Source organism: Daejeonella rubra (assembly GCF_900103545.1).
Lineage (GTDB): Bacteria > Bacteroidota > Bacteroidia > Sphingobacteriales > Sphingobacteriaceae > Daejeonella > Daejeonella rubra.
In genome coordinates this window covers 63672-79861 of record NZ_FNHH01000009.1, presented here as the reverse complement: position 1 = coordinate 79861, position 16190 = coordinate 63672, and the positions used below count along the sequence as shown (strand labels likewise).

Annotated in this window: 11 protein-coding genes; 10 read left to right on the top strand and 1 reads right to left on the bottom strand. The window is 38.7% G+C overall.

The features are described from left to right. The first annotated feature begins 53 nt into the window (after nt 1–53). The 10 genes from BLR27_RS08480 (at nt 54) to BLR27_RS08435 (ending at nt 15138) form a co-directional block, all read left to right on the top strand. The gene (locus BLR27_RS08480; protein WP_090703925.1) at nt 54–1436 is read left to right on the top strand and encodes a neutral/alkaline non-lysosomal ceramidase N-terminal domain-containing protein; all 1383 of its coding nucleotides are present in this window, start codon (nt 54–56) and stop codon (nt 1434–1436) included. 123 nt (nt 1437–1559) lie between these two features. Next, nucleotides 1560–2270 (top strand): 3-keto-disaccharide hydrolase, encoded by a 711-nt coding sequence (locus tag BLR27_RS08475; RefSeq protein ID WP_090703691.1) that lies wholly within the window; start codon nt 1560–1562, stop codon nt 2268–2270. 10 nt (nt 2271–2280) lie between these two features. Next, nucleotides 2281–3678 carry a putative oxidoreductase C-terminal domain-containing protein gene (locus BLR27_RS08470; protein ID WP_090703922.1) on the top strand — a complete coding sequence of 466 codons (1398 nt, stop codon included), beginning with the start codon at nt 2281–2283 and terminating at the stop codon, nt 3676–3678. Nucleotides 3679–3723: 45 nt separating this feature from the next. Beyond that, entirely contained in the window at nt 3724–4740 is a 1017-nt protein-coding gene (locus tag BLR27_RS08465; RefSeq protein ID WP_090703688.1) for an NAD-dependent epimerase/dehydratase family protein, read from the top strand. A gap of 27 nt (nt 4741–4767) precedes the next feature. After that, on the top strand, nt 4768–5832 hold the full coding sequence (locus BLR27_RS08460; protein ID WP_090703684.1) for a dihydrodipicolinate synthase family protein: 1065 nt from the start codon (nt 4768–4770) through the stop codon (nt 5830–5832). Nucleotides 5833–5869: 37 nt separating this feature from the next. Further along, entirely contained in the window at nt 5870–7246 is a 1377-nt protein-coding gene (locus tag BLR27_RS08455; RefSeq protein WP_090703680.1) for a mandelate racemase/muconate lactonizing enzyme family protein, read from the top strand. A gap of 29 nt (nt 7247–7275) precedes the next feature. Further along, a complete protein-coding gene (locus tag BLR27_RS08450; protein WP_245704478.1) occupies nt 7276–8427 on the top strand; it encodes a plastocyanin/azurin family copper-binding protein in 1152 nt (383 codons plus the stop codon). 8 nt (nt 8428–8435) lie between these two features. After that, a complete protein-coding gene (locus tag BLR27_RS08445; protein ID WP_090703676.1) occupies nt 8436–9923 on the top strand; it encodes a PQQ-dependent sugar dehydrogenase in 1488 nt (495 codons plus the stop codon). 61 nt (nt 9924–9984) lie between these two features. Beyond that, nucleotides 9985–11247, top strand: coding sequence for a M14 family zinc carboxypeptidase (locus BLR27_RS08440; RefSeq protein ID WP_176767644.1), 1263 nt, complete (start codon nt 9985–9987; stop codon nt 11245–11247). 72 nt (nt 11248–11319) lie between these two features. Next, on the top strand, nt 11320–15138 hold the full coding sequence (locus BLR27_RS08435) for a heparinase II/III family protein (protein ID WP_090703667.1): 3819 nt from the start codon (nt 11320–11322) through the stop codon (nt 15136–15138). Between the two features lie 36 nt (nt 15139–15174). Here the strand turns inward: BLR27_RS08435 and BLR27_RS08430 are convergent, their stop codons facing one another. After that, nucleotides 15175–15990 carry an N-acetylmuramic acid 6-phosphate etherase gene (locus tag BLR27_RS08430; RefSeq protein WP_090703664.1) on the bottom strand — a complete coding sequence of 272 codons (816 nt, stop codon included), beginning with the start codon at nt 15988–15990 and terminating at the stop codon, nt 15175–15177. Between the last annotated feature and the right edge of the window lie 200 nt (nt 15991–16190).

The window sequence follows — 16190 nt, the reverse complement described above, 5'->3', positions numbered from 1 at the left end:
AAATTAACACATATCTATTGCTATTATTTACAGAATTAAACAAATACATTCAAATGAAAATCACCCTAATCAGTTTAACTTTTTCTCTATTTATCCTTTCCTGCATTCCTTCTTCTGCGCAAAATACTTCAACTAATTATAGCTGGAAGGCAGGAGTTTCAAGTGTTAAAATTACCCCTGCCGAAGCGATGCCAATGGCTGGTTTTGCTTCCCGTACGCATTCTTCTGAAGGAACTCTTCATGATATATGGGCAAAGGCTTTACTTATTGAAGATTCAAAAGGGAAAAGAGCTGTTATGATCAGCAGCGATCTCTTAGGTTTTCCAAAAATTATGTCAGATCCGATCAGAGATCGTATTAAAACCCAATATGGACTTGGCAGAGATCAGATACTATTAAATAGCTCGCATACTCATTCCGGGCCAGTCATTGGGGATGCATTATCAGATGTATATGTGCTTGATAACCAGCAGGTAGCTAGTGTAAAAAAATATTCTAAAATTCTTGAGGATCAGATCGTTAAACTGGTTGGTGATGCGATAAAAAACATGGAACCTGTAGAACTTTTTTCTCAAAATGGAGTGACCCGTTTCCAGGTCAATCGCAGGAATAATAATGCTAATCTTTTAACTCAACTGACAGAATTACAGGGACCAAATGATTTCGCAGTTCCTGTACTTAAAGCTGTGACTGCAAAGGGTGATCTTAAGGCAATAGCTTTTGGTTACGCTTGTCACCCAACAGTTTTGAGCGGTTACGATTGGTCGGGTGATTATCCCGGATATGCTCAGATTGAATTGGAAAAAGATCATCCGGGTACTACAGCTTTGTTTTTTCAGAGTTCAGGTGCAGATCAGAATCCACTACCCAGACATACTGCGCCTTTGGCCAAACAATATGGAAGGGAGCTTGCAGCAGCTGTTGACCGTGTTTTAGAAGAGGATATGCGCAAACTTCCATCAATCCTGATCACAAGTTATTCTGAACTTGACCTGCCACTGGCGACTAGTCCGACAGAAGCTGAGTTAACTAAAATTGTCAACACTTCTGCTGTTCCTTATCAAAAGCGATGGGCTCAGCGATTTCTAAATAAAATCAAGGCTGGTGAGAAATTAATGACATCCTATCCATATCCGGTACAGGTATGGTCAATCGGTAATTTGCCTTTAGTAAGTTTAGGGGGTGAGCTTTTGGTTGAATATGGGATAAAAATCAAACAAATGCTGGGTGAAGATACTTTCGTTTATGGCTATTCAAATGATGTGATGTCTTATGTCCCTTCATCCACGGTACTGAAGGAAGGTGGTTATGAAGGAGAATCGGCTCATACAGTGTATGGTTTGCCATCAAAATGGCAGGTAGGGGTGGAAAGCCGGATATTAAATGAGGTGCTCAGGCTTGCTGAGAAAAACGGTCAGATTAAGAATTCTAAATAATTTATTTTACAGTATTATTAAAAAAATATCTCTTAGTCAGAAATTAACAATTGTTTTGAAAGGGATATTAGAATTAAAAATTTAATAATATATATTTACGTGTACGTAAACGATACTAATTTTATGAATAAATATCTGCTGATTTTTACATTAATCACTATTTCCTTTAGCGTCAGGGCTGATGATGGAAGAACAGATTCGCCAGGAAAACCTAAAGGTGAATGGATCAGTCTTTTTGATGGTAGATCTTTGAAAGGCTGGCATCTTTTCAATAAAACCAGTGAAATTAAGACCTGGAAAATTGAAGATGGTGCTTTGGTTTGTCTTGGAGGAAAGGGCCCGAGTGGTTCCGGAGATATTTTTACAGACCAGTCCTTTGCAGATTTTGAATTAAGATGGGAATGGAAAGTTGATAAAGGAAGCAATAGCGGAGTATTTTACCATGTTTTGGAAGATCCTAAATACAAAAGAGCAATTGAGACTGCTCCAGAATATCAGATCATTGATGATATTAACTTTCCAGCAAAGCTTGAAGATTCACAAAAGGCAGGTGCTGATTATGGGATGTATACTCCCTCAGATATCAAACAGTTAAAGCCGATCGGCGAATGGAATACAAGCAGGATCATTTTTAAAAATGGTCATGTTGAACATTGGCTGAATGATATCAGAATCATTAAATTTAAGGCCTGGAAGAAAGATTGGACCAAAAGAAAAACAGAAGGTAAATGGAAGGATTATCCAGATTACGGGATGTCAAAAGCTGGTCTGATCGGATTACAGGATCATGGGAATAAAGCATATTTTAAGAACATAGAAATTCGTGAATTATAAAATCAGTATAATGGACAAGGAAAAAACTTCATTCTTTAAGAAATCATTACTGGCACTCAGTGCTGGTGTTCTGTTATTTTCATTCACTAGTTGTCAGAATAAACCAAAGGAAATGGATAAAAGTGAACAAAAGGTACGTCTCATCACACTCGATCCCGGGCACTTTCATGCCGCCTTATTGCAAAAGTCGATGTATGAAGAGATTGACTCTGTGGTTCATGTTTATGCTCCTGATGGTTCTGAACTTGAAAATCATATGAAACTGGTTGATAGTTATAATACTCGTTCCGAAAGTCCAACATCCTGGAAACATGAAATTTATAAAGGACCTGATTACCTTGAAAAAATGTTTAGTGAAAAGGCCGGTAATGTGGTGATCATATCGGGTAATAATAAAAGCAAGAGCTCTTATATCAGCAGATCCATTGATTCAGGCTTAAATGTACTTGCCGATAAACCTTTGGCAATAGATCAGGAAGGCTTTAAATCTCTTGAAAAAGCATTTGCAGTCTCAAAAGATAAAAAAGTGCTTTTGTACGATATCATGACTGAGCGTTTCAATATTTATTATATTCTTCAACGTGCACTTAGTCAGGATACCGCATTTTTTGGTCAATTAGAAAAAGGAACACCTGATAATCCTGCAGTAATGCAGGAGAGTGTGCACCATTTTTATAAGAATGTTTCGGGTAAGCCATTAGTCAGACCGGCCTGGTTCTTTGATGTTGAGCAGGAGGGCCGCGGACTTGTAGATATTACCACCCATATGGTGGATCTGATCCAATGGACTTCTTTTCCTGATGTTACTCTGGATTACAAAACTGACGTTAAAATGATTTCTGCAAAAGAGTGGCCTACTTCGCTTAGCCTTGAACAGTTTCAAAGATCAACCCAAAAAGATGTTTTCCCTGATTATTTAACGAAATATGTAAAGAACGGAACCTTGAATGTTATGTCAAATGGTGAAATGAACTACACTTTGAAGAATGTTCATGCACGGGTTGGAATTAAATGGAATTATGAAGCTCCGGAAGGCACAGGTGATACTCATTATGCAAAAATGCGTGGAACTAAAGCAAATATCCTGATCAAACAGGGCAAAGAGCAGAATTATAAACCAGTAGTCTACCTGGAAATTTTAAAGTCAGCATCAGAAAAGGAGCTTCAATCGGCAATCGCCCGTTTACAAAGTAAATTTCCCGGTGTATCCGTAATTAAAACAGGTAATCTATGGGAACTGGCTATTCCTGATAAGTACAAAGTGCCGCATGAAGAGCATTTTGCTGAGGTTGTAAAAAACTATCTTGGCTATTTAAAAACAGGTGAACTTCCTGCATGGGAGATCCCAAATATGCTTGCAAAATATTATACGACCACTCAGGCTGCAGAAAAGGCAAAAAGCAAATAAGAAACGATAGTTAAATTTAATTTTTTTAAATAATATAATCCTAACATGACTGAATTAGAAGCATTAGAACAAGAATTGTTGAAGCCATCAGAGGCTTTAATATCTGATATAAGTAAAATTGAAGGTGATATAATTCTTTTAGGTGTTGGTGGTAAAATGGGCCCTAGTATGGCTAAATTGGCCAGAAAGGCGATAGTTCGTGCAGGGATTGATAAACGTATCATTGGAATTTCCAGATTTTCTGAAGCTGGAACGCGTGAAGAACTTGAAGCGGATGGAATTGAAACTATTTCTGCTGATCTGCTTAATGAAAAAGACCTGGCTGCTTTACCTGATGCAAAAAACATTATTTATTTGGCAGGGACCAAATTTGGAACTACAGGTAAAGAACCATTTACATGGGCAATGAATTCATACCTTCCCGGGCGTGTAGCCGAGCGTTATAAAAATTCACGGATCGTAGCATTCTCTACCGGAAATATTTACCCTTTTACTCCGGTAAGTTCAGGCGGATTATCTGAAGAGCATCTTCCGGCTCCTGTAGGTGAATATGGCCAGTCATGTTTAGGCAGGGAACGTGTATTTCAGTATTTTTCAGAAAGGTATGATATTCCAACACTGATCTACAGACTAAATTATGCCATCGACCTTCGTTATGGAGTTATGCTTGAAATTGCTAAATCAGTAAATGAGGGAAGAGCAATAGATCTTACAACCGGTAATGTGAATGTGATCTGGCAAGGAGATGCCAATGAAATTGCCATCCGTTCATTATTACATTGTGATGTTCCTGCAAATATTTTGAATGTAACCGGACCAGAAACTTTATCTGTAAAATGGCTGGCCGAGCAATTCGGAATATTACTGGGAAAAGAACCGCTATTTGAGAACGAAGTGCAACCTAATGCCTTATTAAATAATGCATCTAAAGCACATAAACTTTTTGGTTACCCTAGAGTAACTGTGCGTGACATGATCGAAATGACAGTTGCCTGGCTTCATGCCGGAGGAAAGACCATTAATAAGCCTACACATTTTCAGGAAAGAAAAGGCCAATTTTAAGTTTATAGATTTTAATTGATAATAGATATGTCAACAAAAACATTGGATCCGGTTCTGAAAAGCGTATTGCATAATGGTACAGTTATTCCGGCAATTCCACTGGCCCTAAATTCATCACGACAGTTCGATGAGTCCCGGCAGCGGGGACTTGCACGGTATTATCTGGCAACAGGTGCCGGAGGTCTTGCTGTTGCAGTTCATTCCACACAATTCGAGATCAGGGATCCTGAAGTTAATTTATTTGAAACCGTTTTAAGGGTTGTATCAGAAGAACTGGATTCCGCTAATAAGGAAGGCCGTCCCTTCATTAAGGTTTCAGGACTTTGCGGTCCTACTGCTCAGGCGGTGAAAGAGGCTGAAACAGCTTTGAAATATGGCTATGATCTGGGTTTGCTTAGTATGGGCGGACTACAGGGATGGACTGAAAAGGACATACTTCAGCGTGTAAGAGATGTTGCTGAAGTAATGCCGGTAATTGGCTTCTATCTTCAGCCATCAGTTGGGGGACGAATCTTTACTTATGATTTCTGGCAGGAATTTGCAGAGATCAAAAATATAGAAGCAATAAAAGTTGCTGCGTTTAACCGTTACCAGACATTGGATGTTGTGAGAGCGGTATGCGCATCTTCAAGATGTAATGAAATTGACCTTTATACTGGAAATGATGATAATATAATTCCTGATCTTTTAACCAAATATAGTTTTGATATTAAGGGTAAGAAGGTGGAAAAGGAGTTTGTAGGAGGTTTACTTGGACATTGGGCGGTTTGGACAAGAAGTGCTGTTGAATTACTGGAAGAGGTAAAAGCCTGTAAGTCAAATGGTAATAAAGGTATTGCTGAATTACTCACTAAAGGAATTGAAGTGACAGATATGAACGCTGCGATCTTTGATCCTGCCAATAGTTTCCATGGCTGTATTCCTGGTATTCATGAGGTATTAAGAAGGCAAGGGTTGCTTGAAGGGCGCTGGTGTCTGAATCCGCATGAGGAACTTTCTCCAGGTCAAATGGAAGAGATCGATCGTGTTTGTTCTGCTTACCCTCATTTAATTGACGATGAATTTGTGAAGCAATTATTGCTTTCGGAATAGATACTGAATTGACCTTTAAAGGCTTTAGGGTCATCCCATGATGGACAGAAGAAAATTTGTAAAAGGTGCTGGTCTTATGGCTGCATTTAGTGCATTTGATTTAACAAAACTGAATGCCGGTTCTTCAATCGGCAATAAAAAGATAAGTATTGTTAAAACTGCATCTGTCTATGAACGAGAAAAACTTATACGTCCATTTGGTTTTAAAGGCGGTTATTTGACTGAACTTTGGCAGACGGCATCCAATATGTCTTCTGCCTCAGGTTTCTCAAAGACAGGAATTGCAACCCAAAGTGTTCTCTATGGCGATGCTGATCTGTTCTCTTCACATTCTGAAGCCAGGGGTAATTCGATGATGTATGCCCTTACTAATAAGGCCTTAGATCTGGTCAGACAAACAACTTTTTATACTCCGGTTGATCTTCTTGATAAAATATTGCCAGAGGTTATACTTGAAGGTAAAAGGATAACAGGAAAATCTGACCTGAATATCAATTTTGTTTATAATGCTCTTGTGAGTGTAGATAATGCCGCATGGTTAGTTTACGCTGCTGAAAATAACTTCAATAGCTTCGAAACGATGATGCCAGGGCCCTATAGAAAGGCGCTCTCGCATCGAAATGATAAAATTGCTGTCATGTATCAGATTCCATATGGGATGCCGATGCAGGACCTTTTGGAGGCCGCTAAAAAGGGATATTTCGTTTTTAAAGTCAAAACAGGCTCACCGGGTACGCAGTCTGAGATGTTAAAGGCCGACATGGATAGGTTTACCATGATCCATACAACACTTAAAGATCTTCGTACGGATCATACCTCAAATGGTAAACTGATCTATACAATGGATGCGAATGCCCGGTATGAAAAAAAGGAATATTTATTAAAATACCTTGATCATGCAAAAAAGATTGGAGCTTTTGAACAGATCCTGCTTTTTGAAGAACCACTGAATGAAACTAACGAAGAGAATGTGTCGGATGTTGGTATCCTGATAGCAGCTGATGAAAGTGTTCATAATGAGGAATCTGCACTAAAACGTCTGGATCTCGGCTATAATGTGCTGGTATTGAAGGGAATTGCTAAAACACTAAGTATGTCGGTTAAAATAGCGAAACTGGCTGCAGAAAGAAATGTTCCTTGTCTCTGTGCCGACTTAACTGTGAATCCGATCCTTATCGACTGGCATAAAAATCTATCCGCCCATCTGGCTCCATTTCCTGGTATTAACATGGGATTAATGGAAACTAATGGCGACATGAACTATGTAAACTGGAATAATATGCTTGATTATCACCCTGCAGCACATGCTCCATGGATGAAGGCAAAAAATGGGGCTTTTGAACTTGATCACGATTTTTACCAAAGAAGCGGCGGTATTTTTGAACCTTCCGAACATTATGAAAATATGTTTTAAGCTCTTTTAATTGAGTGAAAATTTAGAAGATGATGCCTTTAAAGAAATTAATAGTGTTTTTTCTGTTCTTTCTCTCAGTTAAACAGCTCCTGGCTGGACAGACTGCAGATTCTGTAAAAACAGTAAAAATAGAGGTGCAGGTTGGTCTGCAGTTCGATGTGGTCAGGTTCCATGTTAAACCAGGTGAAAAGGTAAAGCTTATATTCAGCAACAGTGATGATATGAGCCACAACCTATTGATCACTAAACCCGGGTCAAGGCTGAAAATTGTCAATGAAGCACTTGAATTAGGTGAAAAGGGTCCTTCTATGGATTATACCCCAAATTCAACTTCTTTGTTATGGGCAATTCCTGTTGTGAACCCCAATCAGATAAAGACCATTAGTTTTACCGCACCACAGGAAGCGGGTGTTTATCCTTATGTATGTACACTTCCCGGCCATGGTTTTATCATGTTCGGAGCAATGTATGTAAGTGCTGATGGAAAAATGCCTGAGCTTAATAATGATCCCAACATTCCCCCAAACCGCAGACTTGATACTATTCCAGCAGTAAGTGTGCAACATAATGAGCATAAAGAAAGTGGGGGAGACAAGATTAAAAATGTTAAGCCACTGCATCCATATGTACCTGTATCACCCTACTTATACAGGGTTTTCATTGAAGGTGCAAGTCCTGCGGCCATTGCAGTTAGTCTTCCGGGTGATCTGTCATATTGTTGGGATGCAGGAACATGCAGACTTCGCTTTGCCTGGAGTGGTGGGTTTCTTGATAATTCTGAATTATGGAAAGGTAAGGGAGATGTGTTGGCAAAGGTTGTTGGTACCATTTTCTTTAGGGATAAAACAGAATTTCCTTTAACCATAGGCGATCCTCAAACAAAACAGAATGTTGATTTTAAAGGATATTCACTTATAAACCGGTATCCGGAATTTCATTATACACTTAATGGTGTGGATGTATACGAGTTGATCATGCCAAAAGCCGATGGTATAGGATTAATCAGAACATTCAGAATCCCAAATGCGAATAAAACAGTCTGGTTCAATTCTGACCCGGCCAACGGGACAAGCTATGTTTCCTCAGCAGGTAAATGGACTAGTGGGAAATTGAAGATTTCATCTGCAAAGGCTAAAAAATTCTCCATTACTATGAGCAGAAAGGAAGGAGGTTCTTTATGATAAGTAGAATGACTAGGAGGATTCTGACAGGTGTTTTGTTTTGTGTCTTAATACAGACACTCAATGCTCAGGAAAAGAATGGATCATATAAGGTAGAAACTATTCCTATGCCCGAAGGTTTGACGAGTGAAACCGGAGGAGTTGAATTTCTACCAGATGGCCGTCTTGTAGCATGTTTCACACGGGGAGAGGTAATGACCTATGAACCATCGACTAAGAAATGGAAATTATTTGCGGAAGGACTTCATGATCCCCTCGGTATTTTGGTGGTCAGTAATTCTGAATTATTGATTATACAACGTCCTGAATTGACAAGAGTAAAAGATACAGATGGCGATGGAACTGCAGATCTGTATGAAAAAGTGACGGATGATTTCGGTTTTTCAGGGAATTACCATGAATTTAATTATGGTCCTGTTAAGGATAAGGATGGTAACCTTTTTATTGCTTTGAATTCTTCATCCGGAGCCGGAAATATAAGGCCTGAAGTACGTGGCGAAATAAATCCGCTTGGCCGCGAAAATGGCAGTAAGGGTCAGATGTTTTCGAATGTACCTTACCGTGGTTGGGTAATGAAACTAAGCCCTGATGGTGTTTTAAAGCCATTTGCTTCCGGCTTTCGTTCACCGAACGGAATCGGTTTTGATTTGGACGGTAATCTGTTTGCTACTGATAATCAGGGAGATTGGATAGGTACTAGTCCGCTGCATCATGTTCAGGAAGGTAAATTTTATGGACATCCTGCAAGCCTGGTATGGCAAAAAGGCTGGAGCAATGGTAATCCATTTTTATTGCCTGTCCCTTTTTTGGATAGTATGCGAACCAGGGGGGCTGTTTTATTCCCGCATGGTATAATGGCTAACTCACCAACACAGCCTCTTTGTGATAATACCGGAGGAAGGTTTGGTCCTTATTCCGGTCAGTTGTTTATAGGAGAAATGAACAAGGAACGGATAGTAAGGGTAATGCTTGAAAAGGTTGGCGGAGAATTCCAGGGTGCCTGTATTCCATTTTTTGACGGCAATGGTTTGCGAAAGGGGAATAACCGCTTAGTATTTGGCCCCGATGGTAGTTTGTGGATAGGTCAGAATTCACATGGCTGGCTAGGTGATCAGGGTATTCAGAGAATAGTTTTTACAGGTAAACAACCTGCAGATGTTTACACGATGAATCTGACTGAAAAAGGCTTTGATCTTACATTTACACAGCCAATTGACGAATTGACCGCAACAGACCCTGCTAATTTTAAATTTCGTCACTATTATTATAAATACCATAATAAGTATGGATCTGAACAATTCGATGTTCAGAATGTACCTGTTACAGCAATTAAAATTTCGGATGACCGTAAGAAGATATCATTGACGCTGAGTACTTTAAAACCCGGATATGTTTACGAATTGACGCTCGGTAATATAAAAACCTCTAAAGGGGATGAACTGACTAATAAAATTATCTGTTACACATTGAATAAATTAAAAAGCGCTAATTTTTAAATTTTAAATTTTTCAGGATCAGATATCTGGAATGTTTAATTGTATAGAAAATAAATTAAGCATGAAGATATTTTTTACAAGAGCATTTTTTCTTTTATCCTGTTTCATTCTCTTTAATCTGAATGTTTCCGCTGCTATAAATTGGGGCTATGGTGAAGATGTTAATTCATCTTTTCAAAATCCCGATTCAACTAAAAATCGCTTTAGATTTATCAATACTAATTTTGAAAATGCTTCTCAGCTTGACTGGGAGTTAGATTCACTAGGCATTGTTAACATAAGTCTAAATTATGATCATGAACGTTCATCTATTAACCGGGCGAATGGACACTGGCATTTTCAGCTTGAAGCTGATTCAGGAATAGAAGTGACCCTTCTACTTAAAAATTTTGAGAACATCTGGAATGGGATGAAAGGAATTCCGGTATCAGAAAAAACAAACTGTTTGATCTCAGAAGATGGTGTTAACTGGTCAATAATTCCAGCTGATCTTATTTCAGGTAATCAGCTAAGGGTTAAGATCCGCATGAAAAGCGATAAAATTTATGTGGCCAGCGTAGAACCTTATCGCATAAGCGACCTGGACAAACTCTTAAGTGAAATAGGGCAAAATCCACTTGTTGAAATTACAGATATCGGAAAAACCGTTGAGGGGCGCCCCCTAGAGATCATTAGGCTGGGTGATCCTGAAGCACCATTCAGTGTTTTTTTAAGGGCAAGAGCCCATTCATGGGAGCCTGGTGGTAATTGGGTTGTTCAGGGTTTGATAAGAAAACTCCTTCAAAAGGATTCTGCTCCATTTCTGAAGCGTTATTGCGTTTATATCTTGCCAATGGCGAATAAAGATGGAGTGTCGCGGGGAAGAACCCGGTTTAATACTTTAGGGAAGGATCTGAATAGGGAATGGAATTTTCCTGCCGACAAGGTTTTAACACCTGAGAAATTCGCTTTCAAGACCTGGCTGAATATGATGGTAAAAAAGGGAAAGAAGCCAGATCTGGCAATCGACCTGCATAACGATCAGGGAGGTAATATCCATGTTAATCTACCCACATCTGACAATGCTCCTTATATAGCCAATATGAAAAGATTTGAAAACCTATTATACCGTCATACCTGGTTTACTGAAGGCCCTTCACATGTTAAAAATCCAGGTTCTTTTGGAGAAGGATTGGCCAGGCGTTTCGGGATAGATGCTTTTGTTTACGAACTCAATTATGAATGGGCAAAGGGTCTTAATAAGGCGCCGATGGCTAAGGATTGGGAGCTTCTTGGAAGCCAGTTAAGCAAGGTATTTTATCTTTATTTCGATAAAGATAAATAGACATTAAAATGTAAATAAATAGTTTAATTAAATTCTATAATATATTATATAACAAATATTTATAAATGTTAAATGTTTAAAAATTTATTTAAATCTGGATTCTTTCTCCTACTATTTCTGGCTAATTCTGATTTATTCGGAGCTGAAAATTTTCATTCTGCAGATAGTACTATTTATGAAAAAATATCTCCACGATTGCTTCTAAAAACAACCAGTCTCCTCAGTATTAAAATCGTGGTTCCGGATGAACCTGAATGGAAGGCTCTGGCTAATGACCTTCAGCGAATCATAAAGAAAAAAACGAGCCTTACTGCAGATATCAGCACTCCTGATCCGCTGAAGTTTGTTAAGGGATGGTCTGGTAATACAATCGTACTCGGTAATTTGGGGAATAATAAGCAAATGGCTCGCCTTTATGGTATGCGATTATCTTATGCTGATGCCGTTTATCCTGGTAAGGCAGGCTATCAGCTTGCAACTTTGATCGATCCCTTTGGTTCAGGTGGAAATACGATAATTATTGCTGCTTCAGATATTGCCGGTGCCAAATTTGGAACAGAACGCTTAATAAATATCATAAAGGATCAAAAGGAATCATCTGTTCCATGGTTATTGGAAGTGAATATTCCAATTATTACCAGTGATTACTTCAATTCTAAAATAAAAAATGAAGATGTTCTTCTGGCAGCAATGAAACCTGTGAAGGAGAACGAAGTAATAGCTGATGCACTTCTGGCAGTGCTTGCCGGAATTAAATCATCTGGTGAGTATTATCAGCTTAGCGCTAAACCAGAGTACGGAGATAGCTATAAAAAATTACTATTAGGTTATGCTTCTTTCGTCAATAAATACCCCTCAGAAGCCATTTATCAGCTTGGTGTCAGAAAAAATATGTGGATTCAGGGTGAAAAACTTCTTCAAAACTGGTCTGTCATAGAAGGTTCTGGTTTATTTTCAGATTCAGAACGTGCTAAAATTGTATCAGCTTTATTTTTAACCTGCAAAGCAAATTATCTGGATAATTACCTGGTTCGTGCACCAGAAAGTGCTCCACGATGGAATCATGAGATTTTTCCTGCCTTATCATTGGTAGGTTCCTGCAATTATTTTATGAACTATTATAAGTTTCCAGAATTAACTGAATGGAAAAGCAGGGGAGACATGATCTTCAGAGGTAATACATCCTATATAAGCATGGATGAAGGATCAGATTACCTCGCGCATTTGCCGGTAGCTAATATCGATTATGCCATGCTCAGCGGAGACATGAAATTTATCAACCGAAGTCTGAGGCCAAGTGCAGACCTGCATTCAATGATGATCGATAATCTGGGCACACTTTCGGGCGGTGGAGATACTTATCCATTTGGGATGAGCAGCGCTTATTCCTGGGGTCATTCTCAATTACTGAATGCCGCATCCTGGTATTATACTGATCCCATCTATAATTTTCTTTTGGAACGTACCAGAACTGGTCCTTTCCCTGGACAAAAGATGCCCGATCTGATCTATCCCATACATCGTTATATCGCACAGCTGAAAACTACTGGGCAACCCGATGGTAATCTATATCCTAAAGTTCAGGCTCAGGAGATTGAAAAGGGGGTTTATGATGATTTAAAAACTTTGATCGATCAGAATGTTCCGGAATTTCAGGAGAGTCTGAAAAATGATGATCTGAAAATTCAGAAAAAGGATAGGATGAGTGTTGAGCAGAAGGAAACTTTTCATAAACTGACATTCCGATCAGGTTTCGGATTAAATGATAATTATCTGATTCTGGATGGTTTTTCGGCAGGAAAACATGGGCATCAGGATGGAAACACAATTTTGAATTACAGTGCCAAGGGTCGTCTTTTCTTAAATGACCGTGATTATATCCAGAATACTCCTGAGTATCATTCAGGTTTAGTTGTTGTGAAAGATGGCAAACAAAGAAAGAAGCCGCCATTGGTGAAACTTGATTGGGTAGCTGACCTGGAAGGAACCAGTACCAGTCGCAGTATTGTTCCGGATTATAATGGCCTTGATTGGGAACGGACCATTATAAGCCCTGAAGGCAAATTCTTTATTATCTATGATGATCTGAAGATCAGGGAATCAGGAAGGTTTTTGTTGAAAAATCATTGGCAGTCCCTGGGTACCCCTAAAATAGAAGATCAGACCTTCAGGATTGAACAAAAAGGGGTGAACATGCTCCTGCAGAATCTGGCCCCGGCTGATCTTAGGATGAAGGATATTTACGGACATTTTATCAAATACTGGAAAACCGTTTATCCTTATCCATTTGCGGATAACGAAACGGTTTTAACCGAGGTGATCAATGAAAAGGAATATATAAAAGGTGATCATGCAGGCTTTATTAATGTACTATCCAGTCATTCAGAAGAAAGCGATGCTGTTCAAACGAAAGTAATTAGTTCCGATATTATTGAAATCCAACAAGGAAAAAGTAAATGGCTGGCTGTTAAAGGTGCGGTCAATAGCCCCGGGTATTCCAGTAACGGAACTTTTCACCTGATCGGGGATCAAGAGGTCGTTTCTGCTTCTGTAACCCGGTTAAAGATCGGATCACAGGAATTAAATTTTCAGCACCCCGTACTTTTTAAACTCAACAAAAAGAGCGGACAGTGGAAAGCCTTTGATCTGTTGAAAAATAAGATCAGTTATGATCAGTCTGGTGAACCGCTGAGACAGGGAGAAATTGACTCCGGACAGGTTCAATGGAAAGATGATTCTGTTAAAACTTTAGGAATAGCTCCTGCCAATGCTTTAAAAGAGAGCCAAATTACCAGGTATGATTCATTCAGATCAATGCAGGTTAAGGATTCAAACAAGCTTTATTCCTTTAATGAGCAGGTCAGCAGTTCATTTGCAACAGACCTTAACAGCGACAAAAAAGATGATATTTTATTAGGTGGAATTAGCGGAAAAGTACAGGCCATTGACTCTAAAGGAAAATTATTGTGGACATTTTCTGCCAAAGGCCGGGTGAATGAAGTTAGTCTCCAATATGCCGGAAACCGTCCTCTGATCTTCATCGCGACAGAAAACTGGTATATGCATGTCCTTGATATAAATGGCAAGGAATTATGGAATTATAAGTTTCCGGATGATGCTGCCCGTAAGGAATATAAAGGCAATTTAATTGGTATTACCAATATCAGAATTGCCAATAAAAATGGAAAAGATCAGGAGCCTGTCATTATGGTTGGTACCCAGTTCCGGTATTTGTATGAATTGGATCTTCAGGGCAAATTGAGAGCTGAGACAGCCCTATATTTTTATGGTATTGAAGATATGGAATATGCCGATTTGGATGCTGACGGTAAAGAGGAAGGCATTTTTGCGCTTGAATACTATTACTATACTCTCATCAAGGATAATGAACTGATTACCGGAAAGTCTGGCGGTCCGGGCTGGAAGATAGCCCATGTATTAAATAAGGATTCTAAAACTGTTCCGCCGACGGTCTTATTGGGAACCAAGCAAAGTGAGATCCGGATGATCGGTTTCAAGGATAAAGTTCAGGAATATTGGATCACAAATGTGGGAGGGGAGGTCAATGATATCCGGCATGGTGATTTTAACAATGATGGTAAATTTGAAATTCTTGCAGGTACAGAAGGATTTCAATTTTATGTTCTTGACGATAAGGGAAACACCATTATCCGGAATACACTGAGTGACCGGGTGATAAAAGTTGCAGGATACAGGCAATCCGGTAGGACTTATTATCTTGCTGCAACGGCACAAGGTATTTTGTATTTAATTAGCGAAAACGGACAGATTGAAAGCAAAGTTCAATTTCCAGCTGAAATTGCCAATATTCTTGTTGGAAAGGACAATTCTGAATATAGGATAGTTTTAGCCAATGGAGAACTGTACTGATTTTAATTGTTTTTATTCTAAAAAAAATAGTATTTTCTATTTTTCCATATTGAACATATCCAAAGCCTTCTTAACACTGCCATGTTCAAGTAAAAGTTCTTTTGCCTGATTGTAATCTTCCAATCCGGTATTTTTCATTAACATTTTAACTGCACGGTCAACAATTTTATCATTTATTAGTTTTACGTTAACCATTTGATTATCCAGTACCCGTCCGAGTTTGATCATGGTTGTTGTGCTGATCATATCAAAGATTATTTTCTGGGCAGTTCCGCACTTCATTCGCGTACTTCCAGTAATAAATTCGGGACCAGTGATTACTTCTACTGGAATATCTGCCTGCTCAGCAATTGGAGAATCCGGATTACTTACGATACAGGCTGTACTGATCTGATGTTTTTTACATTCTGTTAAAGCTGATAAAACAAATGGGGTAGTGCCACTCGCCGAGATACCAATAACAATATCCTTTGCAGAAACATTCTTTTCTTGTAACATCATCCATGCAGCATTGACGTCATCTTCTTTTTCTTCAGGTGCTTCAATCAGATGCTCTTTTCCTCCGGCAAGAATTACATTGAAAAGATCGGATGAAACTCCAAATGTGGTTGGTAATTCAATCACATCCAAAACTGATAAACGTCCTCCGCTTCCTGCACCCACATAAAATAACCTGCCGCCATTTTCTATTTTACTTACGATCGAATTAATTAAAGTATTCAATTGAGGTAAAGCCTTTTCTATAGCTAATGGTACGGATTGATCTTCCTTATTTAAGTTTTTGGTTAGTTCTTCAACTGACATTTTTTCTAAATGCCTGTAATTCGATGCTTGCTCTGTTATTCTTGTCATGATTATATTGATATCCCTTCAGCCTGATTAATGTATGCGTTTTTGATATTCAATTATACGTATTATTGATTCAAAAAATCAACTGTTTTTATGGATAAACGAATCAGCAGAGTAAAAATGAATAGTCCTAAAATTGAATAAAATATTCTGTTCCCGTGTACGTAACCGTATAAATATCTTAACTTGGGTTAAATATTAAA